Origin of the sequence: Rhodococcus sp. 06-1460-1B (genome assembly GCF_002258475.1) — a bacterium.
In the GTDB taxonomy this organism is placed as follows: domain Bacteria; phylum Actinomycetota; class Actinomycetes; order Mycobacteriales; family Mycobacteriaceae; genus Rhodococcoides; species Rhodococcoides fascians.
Genome location: NZ_NOYS01000030.1, coordinates 368528 through 384652, shown reverse-complemented (window position 1 = coordinate 384652; position 16125 = coordinate 368528). Strand labels below are relative to the sequence as shown.

The window sequence follows — 16125 nt, the reverse complement described above, 5'->3', positions numbered from 1 at the left end:
TCGGCCTGTCGAATTCAGGCTGTGTAGGGCGGAGCGAAAGGAAAGGCTCCGATCAGATTGTCCTGAATTTCTTTCAGATTCGGGACCGGCCGATATTCGTGCTGTAGCTGCGCGATTCGATCGTGATCTCGCGCAAGGTCCGACGAATGCTGGACAGCTTCTCGGTCGAAAGCAGAGTAATAATCGTCGAATTTGTATCCGTTGCCGCCTATGTCTTGCGGCAGCTTTATCCATGCGTTGGGGATGCCGTACGAGTCTGCGACGATCAACCCGTGCAGACTCGTGGACATCACGAAGTCACATGCAGTGATGTCGGCGATCACCTTGGCCGGCTTTCTGGACGGGTCGATCAACGTGACGCTCTTGTCTCGCGCAAGCGAGCGCACTACGGGATCCTTCTTGTGCACCCAGTGGTAGACGAGGCCGATCCGGCCGGGTACACGTGGGGAGCGTGCATAGACTCTGTTCGCCAGCAGCCCGGGGTCCCCGACCGCGACCTCGCGCTCGGACTTGATGCGTCCCAGCGATAGATGTCCGCGAACCGCGTAGAAGTCGAAATCGGGGTAGCTGAAGTCTCGTTCGTGGGCGGCGTCACTGAGCATGAAACCCGAGCCCCAGACCTTGAGACCCTTCCGGGCCTGCATGAGCTGGACCATTTCCAGGGTGGAACCTGCCCCGATCATGTCGCAGCGCTTCGCGCGACGCCAGGAACACTTCTGCCCGAACAATGTTCCGACCAGTCCCGGCGTCAATTCGTCACCGAAATTGGGTGTGACGCCGGTGATTTTCACCTGGCGCCACCAGAAGGTCTTGATCGACGTGGCCACAACCCCAAAGCTACCCTAACGATCGGGTCAAGCAGAGGTAATCTCCGGAGTTCGCGGCTCGGTTTCGACGCATCCTCAGCACAGGTTCGCCGAGTGCGCGGCGATCCCCGGGATGTCCGGACCGATCAGGATGCAGGCTTGAGCACCAGAGAAATCGAGTTGATGCAGTACCGCTGGTCGGTCGGGGTGGGGTAGCCCTCGCCCTCGAAGACGTGGCCGAGGTGGCTGTGGCAGTTGCGGCAGACGACCTCGACGCGGCGCATACCGAGGGTGGTGTCCTCTTTCAGGATGACGGCGTCGCTGTCGGCCGGGTCGAAGAAAGACGGCCATCCGCAATGCGATTCGAACTTCTCAGTGCTGCGGAACAGTTCGGCTCCGCAGGCGCGGCACTCGTAGATGCCTTCGGTGGTGGTGTCGGTGTATTCGCCGACGCCCGGGCGCTCGGTACCGGCCTGACGCAGAACCGCGTACTCCTCGGGTGTCAGCTTCTCCCGCCACTGCGCGTCGGTGAGCTGGACGGCCGGAGCGGCATTGTTGTCTGTTGCTGAACTCATGCTGACACGCTAATACGATTTGCCGGGTTATGCCGTTTTCGCTGGTGACGCGGTCGGTAACAGGTAGCTGGGCTCGATTCCCTCGTCGAGCCGTCCCTCTGATCTCGCGGCGAACCAGCGTCCGACGAGCACTCCGAAGATCACGACGATCAGCAGCGCCCAACCGAAGGTGGTGCGGAGATAGTCGAGGGCCCGTCCGGTTTCGATCCACCGTCCGGACAACCAACGATCGGCGTTCATGAACCCGTAGATCGCGAGCCAGGCCGGCCAGTTCCGGAGTAGCGAGTTCCTGAGCACGACCGTCATGAGCAACGGGAACAGCATCATCGAGTAGTACATCTGGCCCAGTGAGCCCAGCAGCCAGTGCGCGGTGAGGATCAGGCCGGAGGTGGTGGCGAAGAAGAACAGTCGATCTTCTCGGCAGTACCGGTAGAGCAACCACAGCGAGACCAACACCATGATGCCCAGGACGGCGCGGATGCCGAGGGTCAGGAACTCGGGCACTCCGTAGTAACGGCCGTTGCCGACGACAGCGCTGTTGAAGTAGTCACGCGTCTGCAGCAGGTACGGCAGCGTCCGATCGATGAAATTCATGGGATCGACGGACAACGGCCAGGCGATGGCCATCATCACCACCGGGATGGCAATCGAGGTGATGAACACCTTCCACTGTCTCGTCATCAGGGGGAGCAGCAGCAGTGGTGCGAGCATCGGCTTGATCGCCAGGGTCAAGCCCATCGCGACACCGGCGGACAAATCCTTGCGCTGCAACAGGAATCCGAGAAACGCCACTTCGCCGAGGAGTACGAAACCGTTGAAGTTGGTGAACACCAGTGTGTTCGTCACCGTCTCGCTGACGAAGGCAGCCAGGAGCAGGGCGGGTGCAGCCACCGAGTCCAACCGGAAGCCGAAGATGCGCAGCAGGATGTACAGCGCGACGAGGATGGCCACGGTGCTGGCAAGGATGAACAGCCAGCGAGAGCGCTCCGGGTCGATGATGGCGATGGGGGAGAGCAGCATCGTCGCGCTCGGCTGGTACAGGTAATGAGGATCGACCGAATCGAAGTTCGCGGTGTACACCGGCTGCCGGTTGAGGAACGCGAGAGCTGCGTTGTACACCGGGTTGAAGTCGTTGGTGACATCGCCGTTGACCGCCCTGATCACCACCCGATGCACGACGGTCATGATGGCGATCGGCCAGAGCGCGTACTTGATTACTTCGGCGGTGGTCCGCCCGGTACGCGGCTCCAGAAAGCTAAGTGACACCCGCGAACGGTACCCGAGACGGTCGGTGCGGCCGTTCAGGACACCCCGCGGGGCCCGTGTCTTTCGCGACCCTCCGAGGAGTCGAGTCAGGCCGGACAGACGGTGCCGTCGGTCGGAAGCGTCGTGTCTCGGGCGTAGGTGACAGCAGCACTCTGCAGGCACTGCGACCCGCCGATGCTCGGATGCCCGCTGCCCTGCCAGGCGGCCGACGCGACGGCGGCACCCGTCGCACCGATCAGGCCGGTGACCGAGGACAGGCCGCCGTTGCCGACGATCGGGTCGCCGGCGTTGGACAGCACCAGGACCGGAACGTCCAGCGAGGTGGGCAGTGGGACGGAGGGAGCTGTCGGCCAGGACGAGCACAGCAATGCCGTCAGGGCAGCATCGGTTCCGTAGATCGGGTAGCGGTCGGCCCACCCCGGTGCCAGGTCGCGGACGCCCTGCGGAGAGGGCCACTGCTGCCCGTCCGTGCAGCGGGCGACGAACTGGCCGTCGGTGCTGTACGCCGCCCGGCCTCGTTCGGCGAGCGCTGCGAGCGCAGTCGTGTCGGAGGCGGCGGCAGCGGAGAGCGTCGAGGACAGATCTCTCGCCCGCGTCGACGCGTCTCCCGCGGTCGAGGCCAGCGCAAAGGTGATCGCGTCGAGAATTTCGTGTGTGGACAGCGGTGCGAACTCGCCGCCGGCGGCGCGCTTGATCAACTGTGCCACTGCGGCCGTCGGGTCATTTCCGAGCGAGCAGTTCAGCGCGACGCAACGCTGTGCGAAGGCAGCGAACGCCGCTTCCTTGCCCTGAGTTCGCTGCTCGGCGAGCGTTGCCTGGTCGGCGTTGACGCCCGTCGGCGAATCGAGGATCAGGCGCGCGACGTTGTCGGGAAACTTCGCGGCGTAGGCCATGGCGGTGAGAGAACCGTCTCCCGCTCCGATCAGGCCGATCCGGTCCACGCCCCACAACTGTCGAAGCCGATCGAGATCGTCCGCGGCGTACCCGGTGCCGAAGGCGAGCTCCTGCGGCTGCAGGGTGTCGGTGCATTCGATGGTGGCGTCTCGTCCCGCGTCGACCGCGCGGTCGACGGAGTCCGAGTCGGATCTGGAGAACTGTCCCAGGGCATCGACGGCAGCCTTGGTAGGCGCCTGGGGGGTGTCGTCGATGCAGTCCACGGCCGTCGAGCGTCCGATCCCGCGGCGATCCACGGCAACGATCGGATGTGCCTCGAGCAGCGTGGCGAGTGGGCCGGCGGCCATCGTGGCCAAGGTTGCGATGGACGAACGATCCGAACCGGACGTGAACACCAGGGGCCCGGCATCGACGGGTGTCCGGTCGAGCGTGGCCCGAAGCGCCCCGACGGCAAAGGTGCCGAACATCTGACCGCTGGCGTCCACATCGGCCTCGTACTCACCGCATTCGAGGGTCAGGCCCGGCGTGGTGGCGGTGAGCCCGAACATTCCGAGGGTGGCCGAGGTGCACTCGGACCAATCGAGGTCGGTGGTCGGAACAGCGAGTGCAGCCGGTTCGGGCGGGGTTTCGGGCGACGACTCGGCGGGCTGACCGGGCGAGCGCTGCTCCACCGCCACTTCGGGACGGATCGACGGGCCGCCTCCACAGGCCGCGCAGACCGTGGCGACGAGGAGTACTGCGGCGAGCAACGAACGTTTCTGCGTCACGGTGCGAGGCTATCTACTTTTGCTTCGCTGCCGCGCCCGCGTCTCTCGTCACGGCCGCACCCAGCGGGTCAACAGCGTGCCGTCGGTGTCGCCGAGCACGAGTGCGCGCTGCATGGAGGTATCGGCGGCGTGTGCGGCATGGGCGATGCGGCCGGCAGGCCCACTGATCAGCTTCGGTGAGATCGTCAGGCACACGTCGTCCGCTGCCCCGTCGGTCACCAGCTGACCGAACAGTCCTGGTCCGCCCTCGCACAGCACTCGACCGAATCCGAGCTGGGACAGAGACTCGAGAATGTCGGTGGTCGACACCGATTCGCCGGACACCTCGAGCACCGTCGCCCCGGCCGTCCGGAGTTCGCCTACCGCAGAGCGGTCCGCCGCGGCGGACGTGAGCACCACCGGCATCACCGCTGTGTCCGTCAGTAGGCGAGACCGCGCATCGATGGAGCCGGAGGCGGTGACGACCACGATGGTCGGCACCGATTCCTGACCGTTCGCCTGCCGGCGAGCGATGACATCGGGAGACAGGGCGACCCCGCCGTAGTTCTCTCCGCGCACGGTGCCGGCGCCGACGAGCACCGCATCGCACAGCTCTCGCAGGATGCCGAACAACCGGGTGTCGGCCGGGGTGCCCAATCCGGCCGAGGCACCGTCGGAGGTGACGGACCCGTCGATACTGGAGACGAAATTGGTACGGATCCACGGTCGGCCCACATCGGTCGGGTAGGCATACAGCGATCGCAGACCGTCGTCGTCCACTTCGGTTCCGACGGCGGGGAGCGCTGCGGCGGCCTGCTCCGATGTGAAGTAGGTCCCAATATCGAGAAGCTGCATGAGTCACATGAGACCACGTCGTTACGCTCGATCAATGCCCGCACGCCTTGTCGACCGAAATCCCGTGGTCCCCTCCGATCAGCTGATCGCGCAGATGGTTCCGCCGGCGATGTTCGACGACGTCAGCTTCTCCTCGTACATTCCCGATCCCAAGGAGCCGACGCAGGCCGCTGCAGTCGCGAAAGCCGAGGAATTCGCGAACAAGGTGCAGAAGATCCGCGGCAAGGGCAAGCGCGGACTGTTCGGTAAGAAGACCCCGGCCACCGGTGCGGGGCTCTACCTCGACGGCGGCTTCGGCGTCGGTAAGACCCACTTGCTGGCCTCGATCTATCACAGCGTCCCCGAACCGAAGGCGTTCGGCACGTTCGTGGAGTTGACGCACGTCGTCGGTGCATTGGGCTTCAACAAGGCTCTCGAAGAGCTCTCGAACCACAGTGTTCTGTGCATCGACGAGTTCGAGCTCGACGATCCGGGCGACACGATGTTGGTCTCGCGACTGCTGTCGGAGCTCTCGCAGCGCGGCGTGTCCATCGTGGCGACGTCGAACACCCTGCCCGGCCAGCTCGGCGAAGGCCGCTTCGCGGCCGAGGACTTCCTACGGGAGATCAAGAAGCTCGGTTCGATCTTCGAATCCGTCCGCGTCGACGGTCCCGATTACCGGCACCGCGATCTGCCGCCGGCCCCGGAGCCGACGTCGGAGGCCGAGCTCGTCGAGCGCGCCGACGGTATCGAGGGCGCGACCCTGGACGACTTCGACGACCTGCTGGCGCACCTGAGCACGCTGCACCCGTCGCGCTACGGCAAGTTGCTGGACGGTATTCCCGTGGTGTTCCTGAAGAACGTGCACCCGGCTTCCGATCAGGCAATTGCGTTGCGACTGGTCGTTCTCGCCGACCGCCTGTACGACGCGGGTATTCCGGTGACGGCCTCGGGTGGCAAGCTCGACGAGATCTTCACCGAGGAGATGCTCGCGGGTGGTTACCGGAAGAAGTACCTCCGTGCGACGTCCCGTCTGCTCGCGCTGTCTCGTTTCGCTGCCGTCGGCTGACCTGCTTCGGTCGCGGCAGGCTCAGAGCTGCACCTGCATGACGTAGTCGTCGTGCGTCCGGTCGCCGACGACGAACGTCTTGGTGCCGGCTACCTCGAATCCGTGTTTGGCATAGAACTTCTGGGCGCGGACGTTCTGTTGGTTGACGCCCAGCCACGCCCCTCCGCAGCCGTGCCGACGAGCACTGTCCAGCGCCGACGTCATCAGGCGCGCTGCGACTCCGCCGCCGTGTTCGGTGGGTCGGACGTACAGCTTGCTGATCTCTACCGTCGGCTCGTGGGACAGCGCCGAGCGGATGCCGGAGTCGGTGGGAGTGCCGAACACCAGCATCGCGTATCCGAGTACCTGTGCCTCGGCCGACTCGTCGAGCAGTACGGTCCTGTTCGGGTCGGCGATGTACGTCTCGAAGTGCTTGGCCGACAACACGTTCGAGATGAAAGTCTCGATATCGCCGGGTTGCGTTCCCGGTGGGCAGGCCAAGGGGAAGGTCAGTGCGGCCAGATCGGCGACTCGGTGCGCATCCGCCGGGCCCGCCTCACGAACGCTCACAGCTGATCGACGGCATTCTTCGCGTCCCGCAACGACAGTCCTGTTCGATCGCGCAGCAGCTTGATCGCCGCAATCGCTTTGCCTTCCGATTTGAGTGCCGTCAGTCGGGGGAGGAGGTCGTCCCATCGCACGGGACCCGAACTCGCTGCATCGAGAATGGTCGACGGGGGAGGAAACGGTGCTCCGCGTTGCATCGTCTCGATTGCGTTCTTGGCATCGAGCAATCCGGCACCGGTTCGATCACGGAAAACCTTGATGGCCTGAATCTTCTTGTCGGCGGCCAACAATCGGTGAATTTCTGCTCGCGCTTCGTCGTCCAGTCCTACCAGCTTCAGGCTCTGGGACGTGGCACGCGATCTGTCCGGCTTTCGACGCGCGAGGAACCAGGCCGCGAGCACCGCGGTATCGACGAGGACCAGCGCAACGATGAACCATCCCCAGGTCGGCATAACGTCAGTACACCACTTCAGCGTGACGGGTCGAAGAGCGGGACGACGCCCGACGGATCGGCGGGCAGCGACTCGAACAGTGAGACAGCAGCATCGAGAGTCCGCTGCGCTGCGTCGTACTTCGCCGGTGCGAGATCGTGGCCTGCACCGTCGATGTCGATCAGCAGTGTGGGCGCGGGAACCATAGCGAACGCCGCCCCGAGTTCTTCGGTGGTAGCGAACGGATCCTTGGTGCCGTGCAGCACAACAGTGGGGGTACGGAGGTCGGGCAGATGGTGGGTCCGAAGCTTGTCGGGCTTTCCCGGTGGGTGCAGGGGATAGGACGTCAGCACCAGACCGTCCACGAGACCCGGCTGCTCCGACGCGATCATCGATCCCTGCCTGCCGCCGTACGAATGCCCGCCGAACACGACGAACCCGTCGGTTTCCGCACGTAGTCGATCGACGGCCGCGGCGATCCCCATCCGGTCCTCCTCGGAGCGGGAGGGATGCGGAGGACCCTTGGCCTTGCGGACTCGGAACGGGAGGTCGAACCGCAACACCGTGAAGCCGGCCGCCGCCCACACCGACGCAATGTTCTGTAGGAGCACCGACCCACAGTTGCCGCCCGCACCGTGAGTGAGAGCGAGCCCTCCGCGCGACGGGATCGGCGGCGTGTGAAGAAACGCGACGCCCCCGCCGAGTTCGATGTCGGCGGGGGCGTCGGGAACGTCGTGTTCAGCCATCGGTCGAGGACGTTACCTTTTCGTCGCTGCCGGCGTGATGGGTGTCCGTGCTGTCTGTTTCGGAGCTGTCGGATGCATCCTGATCGTCGGCATCCACCATCTCACCGTTGTCGTCGACCATGTCGGCAAAGGCTGTACCCGCGACGGTGCCGTTGGTTCCGGGGAGAGCCACAGTGGGCCGAGCGCCGGGTCGGTATCGGTCGTCGAGTCCCTCGACCGATTTCTTCGCTTCTTCGAGTGTGGCGTCGTCGACCTGAGGCTCTTCGCTGTCGGTCGCGCTACCGGGGCCGGCCGTGTCGGTGGGTGTTTCGTCCGTGGGTGCACTGCGAGCATCGTCCGACACGTGAGTGTCCTTCCATCGAAGTGTGTGCGTCGTCTCCACTGTGCACTTCTATGGCGTGAATCACCACCGAGACTGGGCAAGACACAAAAAAGGACCCCCTCGAAAGGGGGTCCTTTGTTCTGACTGTGGTGCGCGATACTGGGATTGAACCAGTGACCTCTTCCGTGTCAGGGAAGCGCTCTCCCGCTGAGCTAATCGCGCATGTCCTCGCATCGGCCTTCACAACCGACGCACTAGCGAGGTGGAGACGGGAATCGAACCCGTGTGCACGGCTTTGCAGGCCGTTGCCTCACCACTCGGCCACTCCACCATGGGTCGAGACCCTCGAGCGGATGACGGGATTCGAACCCGCGACCCTCACCTTGGCAAGGTGATGCGCTACCACTGCGCCACATCCGCATACCCCGGAGGCAATCACTGCTGGGCAGTTGCTGTCTCCGTGGTGCGGGGAAAACATTAACCCAACGGGAGTGAAACTCACAAATCTCGTGGTCAGCCCCAGAATTCGGGTCTCTGGCGGCTGTGAACCGTGTGAAAGATGGGGTCGGGCCGGGTCCGGGGGAGCGAGGTCTGCGCTCGATGCAGGCGTCGAATGCGACATCGACGAGCCGGAGCAGGCGATTCGATCCACTGCAACACCTCGTGTTAATGTTTTGCCTCGTTCGGTCCCGTGGCTCAGTGGAAGAGCGTCCGCTTCACACGCGGAAGGTCGCTGGTTCGATCCCAGCCGGGACCACAGACGAAGAAAGCCCGCACCGCTTGTCGGTGCGGGCTTTTTGGTGTTCCGTCCCGGTAATCTGACCCGGTGAGCACCGACGGATACACGTCCCGCGAGGCGGACGGCAAGACCAGCACAGCGGACTCGAGTGGTCCGGCAGAACAGCTGGCGAAGAAGCATCGACGGTTTCGGTCTCGCATCGCCGAGAACAAGTCGCTCGATCTCGCCTACCGGATCACTGTCGGTGTCGTCGGAGCTCTGGTGTTGGCGTTGGGTGTGCTGGCCATTCCGTACCCCGGCCCCGGCTGGCTGATCGTGTTCGCAGGACTGGGCATCCTGGCCTCGGAGTTCGAGTGGGCCAAGGGCGCGCTGCGCTTCGTCCGCAAGAGGTACGACGCGTTCATGGCCTGGTTCTCGAAGCAGTCGATCGTCGTCAAGGGACTCGGCGTGTTGTTCACGACGGTCGTCGTGCTCGCAACACTGTGGCTTCTGGGCACTTTCGCGCTGGTCGGAGGTTGGTTCGGCCTCGACTGGACCTGGCTCGAGAGTCCCTTGTGACGCACGCGCCGCGCTGAGGGCCGCGCGGTTGCCCGTTGCCGATAGGCTGTCGGAGGCCTTCCTGGCCAGATGAACCGATCGAGGAGTACATCGCTGTGAGCATGCCCGTTGTCGCCGCCGTCTCGCCCGCCCGCATCTCGGTGCAGGCAGGAACGACCGCAGGTACGGCGCTACGCGACACCGGCCTGCCGAACAAGGGTCCCGACGCGATCGTCGTCGTGCGAGATCCGGAGGGCAAGCTCCGTGACCTGTCGTGGGCTCCCGACTCCGATACCGAGGTCGAGCCGGTCCCGGCGAACACCGAGGACGGGCGAAGCGTCATCAGGCACTCGGCTGCGCACGTTCTTGCTCAGGCCGTTCAGGAACTCTTCCCCGATGCCAAGCTGGGCATCGGCCCGTTCATCAAGGACGGCTTCTACTACGACTTCGACGTGAAGCAGCCGTTCACCCCCGAGGATCTGACTGCGCTCGAGAAGAAGATGAAGCAGATCGTCAAGGCCGGGCAGCGGTTCTCGCGTCGGGTGTACGAATCGGTGGATCAGGCCCGTGAAGAGTTGGCGAACGAGCCCTACAAACTCGAACTGATCGACGACAAGTCCGGGATCGACGATCCCGAGGTCATGGAAGTCGGCGGGGGAGAGCTCACCGCGTACGACAACCTCAATCCCCGTACCGGTGAACGCATCTGGGGCGATCTGTGCCGCGGCCCGCACATCCCCACCACCAAGTACGTGCCGGCGTTCAAGCTCACCCGCAGCTCGGCTGCGTACTGGCGGGGCAACCAGGACAACGCCGATCTGCAACGCATCTACGGCACCGCGTGGGAGTCCACCGAGGCGCTCGATGCGCATCTCGAGTTGCTCGCCGAAGCCGAACGTCGTGATCACCGCAAGCTCGGTTCCGAGTTGGACCTGTTCAGCTTTCCCGACGAACTGGGTTCCGGTCTTCCGGTGTTCCACCCCAAGGGCGGCGTGATCCGCAACGAACTCGAGAACTACTCACGTCAGCGCCACATCGAAGAGGGCTACGAGTTCGTCAACACCCCGCACATCACCAAGGGCCATCTGTACGAGGTGTCCGGTCACCTCGATTGGTACCGGGACGGCATGTTCCCGGCGATGCACCTGGACGCCGAACTCGACGAGAACGGCGACGTGCGCAAGCCCGGCCAGGACTACTACCTCAAGCCGATGAACTGCCCGATGCACAATCTGATCTTCCGCTCCCGAGGGCGCTCGTACCGCGAACTGCCGCTGCGTCTGTTCGAGTTCGGAACGGTGTACCGCTACGAGAAGTCCGGCGTCATCCACGGTCTGACCCGAGTACGCGGCATGACTCAGGACGACGCGCACATCTTCTGCACTCGCGACCAGATGCGCGACGAGCTGACTCGTGCTCTGGAATTCGTTCTCGGACTGCTCAAGGACTACGGACTCGACGACTTCTACCTCGAACTGTCGACTCGCAATCCGGAAAAGTCCGTCGGCAGCGACGAAGTTTGGGAGGAGGCGACCACCACCCTCGCCGAGGTGGCCGAGGCGTCGGGTCTCGATCTGGTGCCCGACCCGGGCGGTGCCGCGTTCTACGGTCCGAAGATCTCGGTGCAGGCGAAGGATGCGCTCGGCCGCACCTGGCAGATGTCGACCATTCAGCTCGACTTCAACCTGCCCGAGCGTTTCGAGCTCGAGTACACCGGTTCCGGTGGTACCAAGGAGCGCCCGGTGATGATTCACCGTGCCCTGTTCGGATCCATCGAGCGGTTCTTCGGTGTGCTGACCGAGCACTACGCCGGTGCTTTCCCGGCCTGGCTGGCGCCCGTGCAGGTCGTCGGAATTCCGGTGGCCGAGGTGCATCAGGACCATCTCTTCGCGGTGGTGAAGGAACTGAAGAAGCGCGGAGTCAGGGCCGAGGTCGACGCGAGCGACGACCGAATGCAGAAGAAGATCTTCAATCAGACAGCGCAGAAGGTCCCGTTCATGCTGCTGGCCGGCGAGCGCGACGTCGAAGCAGGTGCCGTCAGCTTCCGATTCCGGGACGGCACTCAGGTCAACGGGGTTCCGGTGGCGGAGGCCGTGACCGTGATCACCGAGTGGATCGCCGCGCGAAACAACGCATCACCGACCGCCGAACTCGTGCAGACCAGTACCGCCGGAGTGAGCTGACATGGAAGAACACGACGAGTCGATCGTCGCCACCGGTGCCGGTGAACCGGATCGGCTGCAGCGATTGTGGACTCCCCATCGGATGTCGTATATCGCCGAGGCCCCACAGGGTTCGGCGGAGGGTTCGGCGAAGTCGACCGAGCCGTTCTCCGACATCCCGAAGATGACGGACGAGGACGGACTGGTCGTCGCGCGCGGCGAATCGGTGTATGCCGTACTCAACCTGTACCCGTACAACCCCGGCCACACGATGATCGTGCCGTACCGACGTGTCGCGGCGCTCGAGGATCTCACGCCCGCCGAGAGCTCGGAGCTGATGGCGTTCACGCAGAAGATGATTCGCGTGATCAAGCGAGTGTCGAGCCCGCACGGTTTCAATGTCGGCCTCAACCTCGGGGCGGCTGCAGGCGGTTCGCTGGCCGAGCACCTGCACCAGCACATCGTGCCGCGGTGGGGTGGTGACGCCAACTTCATCACGGTGATCGGCGGTGCCAAGGTGATGCCGCAACTGCTCCGCGACACTCGGGCCCTGCTTGCCTCGGCCTGGAACGAATGAACCACCGGCAAGGGGAGAGTGCGGCGTGCTGAGCATCTTCGGCCGTGCGCCGGTCTCGAAGTTGACGGCCCCGTTGGGCCGAGCGCTCAACAGCACCGGCCTGACTCCGGACTCGGTGACAATCATCGGCACGGTCGTCACCGTGACCGCTGCGGTGACGATGTTCCCTGCCGGCTACCTGTGGTGGGGCTCGATCGTCATCACCCTGTTCGTTCTGTTCGACATGCTCGACGGCGCGATGGCCCGCGCACGAGGAGGCGGCACCAAATACGGTGCCGTTCTCGACGCGACGTGCGACCGCGTTGCGGACGGCGCGATATTCGGCGGCTTGGCCTGGTGGGCCGTGTATTCCGAGAACGACAAGCTACTGCTCGTTGCCACTCTTGTCTGCCTGGTCACCTCGCAGGTCATCTCGTACGCCAAAGCGCGCGCCGAGGCCAGCGGCCTGTCCGCGGACGGTGGTTGGATCGAACGACCCGACCGCCTCGTCATTGTTCTGGTCGGGGCCGGGCTCACCGGTGTCGGAAGACATTTCGACATTCCATGGCTGGACAGTCTCATCTATCCCGCAATGTGGATTCTTGCCGCGCTGAGCATCGTGACCGTGTTCCAACGAGTGCTCGCCGTCCGCGGATCCGAGGGTGCCCGCGACATCATCGTGCCGCCGGCTCCGTCGGTCTCCGACGACGGCGGTGTGGAGCCGACATGAATCTGTCGGAACGCGCGTCCGACGCCGGGTACGCCGCGGGGTGGCGTCTCGTCCGGTCGTTACCCGAGGGTGTCGCCCGTCGGTTGTTCGACCGCGGCGCCGACTTCGCCTCGTCCCGTAACGGCGGCCCGGATCAGCTGCGCCGCAATCTCGCTCGGGTGCTGGGGACCACGGCGGAGCAGGTCCCGGATGACCTGATCCGAGACAGTGTTCGCTCCTACGCCCGGTACTGGCGTGAGGCATTCCGGCTGCCGTCGATGGACCTGGCCGCTCAGGCGGCCGTCATCGATCGGTGCGTGTACGGCAAGGAACATCTCGAAGCGGCGCTCGGTGCCGGCAAGGGAGTGGTGCTCGCACTACCGCACAGCGGCAACTGGGACATGGCCGGAATGTGGTTGGTACGGACGCACGGTGGCCTCTCGACCGTGGCCGAGAGGCTGAAGCCGGAGTCGCTGTACCAACGCTTCGTGGCGTATCGCGAGAGCCTGGGATTCGAGATCTTTCCGCTCAGCGGCGGCGAGCAACCGCCCCTGCTCGCGTTGTCCGACAGACTGCGCCAGAACAAGGTGGTCTGCCTGCTCGGCGAACGAGACCTGGCCAAGCACGGAGTACCGGTGACCTTCTTCGGGGAACCGACACGAATGCCGGCGGGTGCGGCCAAGCTCGCCATCGACACCGGCGCCACGCTGCTCCCGGTACACGGCTATTTCGACGGCGACGGTTGGGGATTCGACATCTCGCCCGCGGTGGACGTCTCGCAGGGAGTAGCCGCTGCGACCCAGACGGTTGCGGATCATTTCGCCGCCGGAATCCGCGCTCATCCCGCCGATTGGCACATGCTGCAGCCGCTGTGGATGAGCGACTGGTCGGCAGAGCGCCGGGCCCGAATCGAGGGCACATGAGAATCGGCATGGTGTGCCCGTACTCGTTCGATGTGCCGGGCGGAGTACAGGCCCACGTCCAGCAGCTGGCCGAGGTCTTCATCGAACGCGGTCACCGGGTCAGCGTTCTGGCTCCCGCCTCGGACGGCGTCGAGCTCCCCGAATTCGTGGTGTCGGCCGGAGAAGCCTTGGCCATTCCGTACAACGGGTCGGTCGCCCGGCTGCGATTCGGCCCGGTGACGTACTCACGGATCCGAAAGTGGATCTCGGAGAACGACTTCGACGTGCTGCACATTCACGAGCCCAATGCGCCGAGTCTGTCGATGCTGGCACTCAAGGCCGCGGACGGCCCGATCGTGGCCACGTTCCACACATCCACCACCAAGTCTCTCGTGCTCAGCACGTTCCAGGGCGTGCTGCGGCCCTATCACGAGAAGATCAGCGGCCGGATCGCCGTGTCCGAGTTGGCGCGGCGATGGCAGGTCGAGGCGCTCGGGTCCGATGCGGTCGAAATTCCCAACGGAGTCGACGTACCGGCGTTCGCCGACGCGGACGTGCTCGACGGCTATCCACGTCCGGGCCGGACGGTGCTGTTCCTGGGCCGCTTCGACGAACCGCGCAAGGGAATGGCCGTGCTGCTGGGCGCGCTACCGGCCCTCGTCGAATCTCACCCCGACATCGAAATTCTCATCGTCGGCAGGGGCGACGAGGACAAGCTCCGCAAGGAAGCAGGCGCGCTGGCCTCGCATCTGACCTTCCTCGGCCAGGTGGACGACGCGACGAAGGCTTCCGCGATGCGTAGCGCCGACGTGTATTGCGCCCCCAACCTCGGCGGCGAAAGCTTCGGCATCGTTCTGGTGGAGGCGATGGCAGCCGGAACCCCCGTGGTGGCAAGCGAACTGGACGCGTTCCGTCGGGTCCTACGCGACGGCGCATGTGGCCTGCTGGTTCCGATCGACGATTCTGCGGCACTCGCGGCAGCGGTCACCTCCATTCTGTCCGACGACGCCGTCCGCGAGCGTCTCGTCGACGCCGCCTCGGCGGCCGTGTCCACGTACGACTGGCCTGTCGTCGCCGAACAGATCCTGCGCGTGTACGAGACGGTCACCCTCGGCGGACAGAAAGTGCGAGCCGCGAGCTGATGACACTGTCTGCCGTCACCATCCTGGTCCTCGGACTGATCGCGGTTCTGATCCTCGTCGTCGGGCTGTGGGCCTACGGAACCGCCAACCGACTCGATCGGCTCCACGTTCGCACAGACCTCGCCTGGCAGGCCCTCGATGCTGCACTCGCGCGCCGAGCCGTCGTCGCGCGAGCCGTGTCGGCCGCCACCCGGGGCTCGGTGTCGTCGAGCAAAGAGCTTGCTGCACTGGCAGATCGAGCCGAACGCGCCGACCGATCGCAGCGGGAGGAAGCGGAGAACGCGGTGTCCATGGCACTCGCCGTTGTCGAACCGGCCGCGCTGCCACCACAACTTGTCGCCGAACTCGCCGACGCCGAAGCACGCGTGTTGATCGCACGACGGTTCCACAACGACGCCGTCCGAGACACCCTCGCTCTGCGGGTACGCCGTCCGGTCCGGTGGCTGCATCTCGGCGGCACCGCGGCCCTGCCGTCGTACTTCGAGATCGCGGAGCGCTCGGCCGCGGCAACGTTCGGTAGTGAGACTCGGGCGACGCCGCGTACCTCTGCGCGGGTGGTGTTGCTCGACGAGCGTGGCCGTGTCCTGCTCCTGCGTGGACACGACCCCACGGTGCCCGAGACGTTCTTCTGGTTCACCATCGGAGGTGCGGTGGAGAAGGGGGAGTCCCTTCGCGAGGCGGCGGTACGCGAAGTGCACGAGGAGACCGGCCTGACCGTCGACGCGTCCGACCTGCGCGGACCGCTGTGGCGTCGAGTCGCGACCTTCCCGTTCAACGGAACGTTGATCCGGTCCGAGGAACTGTTCTTCGCGCATCGGACGCAGGAGTTCGAGCCCGAGAGTGCCGGGTTCACGGACTTCGAGCGACGAACCGTCACCGGGCATCGCTGGTGTACCGAGGCAGACATCCGGGCGCTGAGTGCTGTCGGCGAAAACGTGTACCCACAGGATTTGGCCGAACTTCTCGACGAGGTCAACGTAGCGCTCGCGCGACGCGGCGACCCGGACGTCAGGGCCATCCGCTGACAATCTGGACCTTTCCGACCAGTCCAGCAATCTTCAAGTGGTTATGGGAAACGACGCGGTAGCGGCCTACAGTTCTGGGCGCGTCGCCGCGCCGGCCCGCCCCTTCGCGGGCAGGGCC

General features: G+C 64.9%; 17 protein-coding genes and 4 tRNA genes. 9 read left to right on the top strand and 12 right to left on the bottom strand.

The genetic code is table 11. The features are described 5' to 3' along the window. Positions 1–14: 14 nt before the first annotated feature. The 5 genes from CH268_RS17740 to CH268_RS17720 all read right to left on the bottom strand — a co-directional run bounded on the left by CH268_RS17740 (position 15) and on the right by CH268_RS17720 (position 5142). Complete coding sequence (locus CH268_RS17740) at positions 15–827, bottom strand: polysaccharide pyruvyl transferase family protein (protein ID WP_032391471.1); 813 nt, start codon at positions 825–827, stop codon at positions 15–17. A gap of 125 nt (positions 828–952) precedes the next feature. Continuing rightward, positions 953–1381 carry a peptide-methionine (R)-S-oxide reductase MsrB gene (gene msrB / locus CH268_RS17735; RefSeq protein ID WP_027496925.1) on the bottom strand — a complete coding sequence of 143 codons (429 nt, stop codon included), beginning with the start codon at positions 1379–1381 and terminating at the stop codon, positions 953–955. Between the two features lie 27 nt (positions 1382–1408). Beyond that, positions 1409–2686 carry a glycosyltransferase family 87 protein gene (locus CH268_RS17730; RefSeq protein WP_239536511.1) on the bottom strand — a complete coding sequence of 426 codons (1278 nt, stop codon included), beginning with the start codon at positions 2684–2686 and terminating at the stop codon, positions 1409–1411. A 47-nt stretch (positions 2687–2733) separates the two neighbouring features. Next, entirely contained in the window at positions 2734–4308 is a 1575-nt protein-coding gene (locus CH268_RS17725) for an alpha/beta hydrolase (RefSeq protein ID WP_094665293.1), read from the bottom strand. Positions 4309–4356: 48 nt separating this feature from the next. Further along, entirely contained in the window at positions 4357–5142 is a 786-nt protein-coding gene (locus CH268_RS17720) for a pyrimidine reductase family protein (RefSeq protein ID WP_094665291.1), read from the bottom strand. Between the two features lie 34 nt (positions 5143–5176). Here CH268_RS17720 and zapE point away from each other — a divergent pair, with 34 nt between their 5' ends. Next, complete coding sequence (zapE, locus tag CH268_RS17715) at positions 5177–6190, top strand: cell division protein ZapE (RefSeq protein WP_094665289.1); 1014 nt, start codon at positions 5177–5179, stop codon at positions 6188–6190. Between the two features lie 21 nt (positions 6191–6211). Here zapE and CH268_RS17710 read toward each other — a convergent pair whose 3' ends face one another. From CH268_RS17710 to CH268_RS17685, 7 genes are all read right to left on the bottom strand, one after another. After that, on the bottom strand, positions 6212–6739 hold the full coding sequence (locus tag CH268_RS17710; RefSeq protein WP_255182428.1) for a GNAT family N-acetyltransferase: 528 nt from the start codon (positions 6737–6739) through the stop codon (positions 6212–6214). After that, a complete protein-coding gene (locus tag CH268_RS28285; RefSeq protein WP_141215161.1) occupies positions 6736–7188 on the bottom strand; it encodes a hypothetical protein in 453 nt (150 codons plus the stop codon). The genes CH268_RS17710 and CH268_RS28285 overlap by 4 nt, the downstream gene beginning before the upstream one ends. 17 nt (positions 7189–7205) lie before the next feature. Further along, positions 7206–7913, bottom strand: coding sequence for an alpha/beta hydrolase family protein (locus tag CH268_RS17705; RefSeq protein ID WP_052718684.1), 708 nt, complete (start codon positions 7911–7913; stop codon positions 7206–7208). Beyond that, positions 7906–8256 carry a hypothetical protein gene (locus CH268_RS17700; RefSeq protein ID WP_052718683.1) on the bottom strand — a complete coding sequence of 117 codons (351 nt, stop codon included), beginning with the start codon at positions 8254–8256 and terminating at the stop codon, positions 7906–7908. Before CH268_RS17700 ends, CH268_RS17705 begins: the two co-directional genes overlap by 8 nt. Positions 8257–8382: 126 nt before the next feature. Beyond that, positions 8383–8457, bottom strand: a tRNA-Val gene (locus CH268_RS17695). Positions 8458–8495: 38 nt separating this feature from the next. Next, positions 8496–8566: transfer RNA gene (locus CH268_RS17690), tRNA-Cys, on the bottom strand. Positions 8567–8583: 17 nt separating this feature from the next. After that, positions 8584–8655 (bottom strand) — tRNA-Gly (locus tag CH268_RS17685). 265 nt (positions 8656–8920) lie between these two features. On the opposite strand from CH268_RS17685, the gene CH268_RS17680 reads away from it, so the two are divergent. From CH268_RS17680 to CH268_RS17645, 8 genes are all read left to right on the top strand, one after another. Further along, a tRNA-Val gene (locus CH268_RS17680) sits at positions 8921–8992 on the top strand. Between the two features lie 147 nt (positions 8993–9139). Beyond that, on the top strand, positions 9140–9532 hold the full coding sequence (locus CH268_RS17675) for a TIGR02611 family protein (protein ID WP_094621941.1): 393 nt from the start codon (positions 9140–9142) through the stop codon (positions 9530–9532). Between the two features lie 101 nt (positions 9533–9633). Further along, entirely contained in the window at positions 9634–11694 is a 2061-nt protein-coding gene (gene thrS, locus CH268_RS17670) for a threonine--tRNA ligase (RefSeq protein WP_094665285.1), read from the top strand. A gap of 1 nt (position 11695) precedes the next feature. Beyond that, positions 11696–12250, top strand: coding sequence for an HIT family protein (locus CH268_RS17665; protein ID WP_027496935.1), 555 nt, complete (start codon positions 11696–11698; stop codon positions 12248–12250). A gap of 25 nt (positions 12251–12275) precedes the next feature. Continuing rightward, positions 12276–12959 (top strand): phosphatidylinositol phosphate synthase, encoded by a 684-nt coding sequence (pgsA, locus tag CH268_RS17660; protein WP_027496936.1) that lies wholly within the window; start codon positions 12276–12278, stop codon positions 12957–12959. After that, positions 12956–13861, top strand: coding sequence for a phosphatidylinositol mannoside acyltransferase (locus CH268_RS17655; protein ID WP_032370467.1), 906 nt, complete (start codon positions 12956–12958; stop codon positions 13859–13861). Before pgsA ends, CH268_RS17655 begins: the two co-directional genes overlap by 4 nt. Continuing rightward, entirely contained in the window at positions 13858–14982 is a 1125-nt protein-coding gene (locus tag CH268_RS17650) for a glycosyltransferase family 4 protein (protein WP_027496938.1), read from the top strand. Before CH268_RS17655 ends, CH268_RS17650 begins: the two co-directional genes overlap by 4 nt. Continuing rightward, the gene (locus CH268_RS17645) at positions 14982–16007 is read left to right on the top strand and encodes an NUDIX hydrolase (protein ID WP_032365079.1); all 1026 of its coding nucleotides are present in this window, start codon (positions 14982–14984) and stop codon (positions 16005–16007) included. Before CH268_RS17650 ends, CH268_RS17645 begins: the two co-directional genes overlap by 1 nt. The last annotated feature ends 118 nt before the right edge of the window (positions 16008–16125 follow it).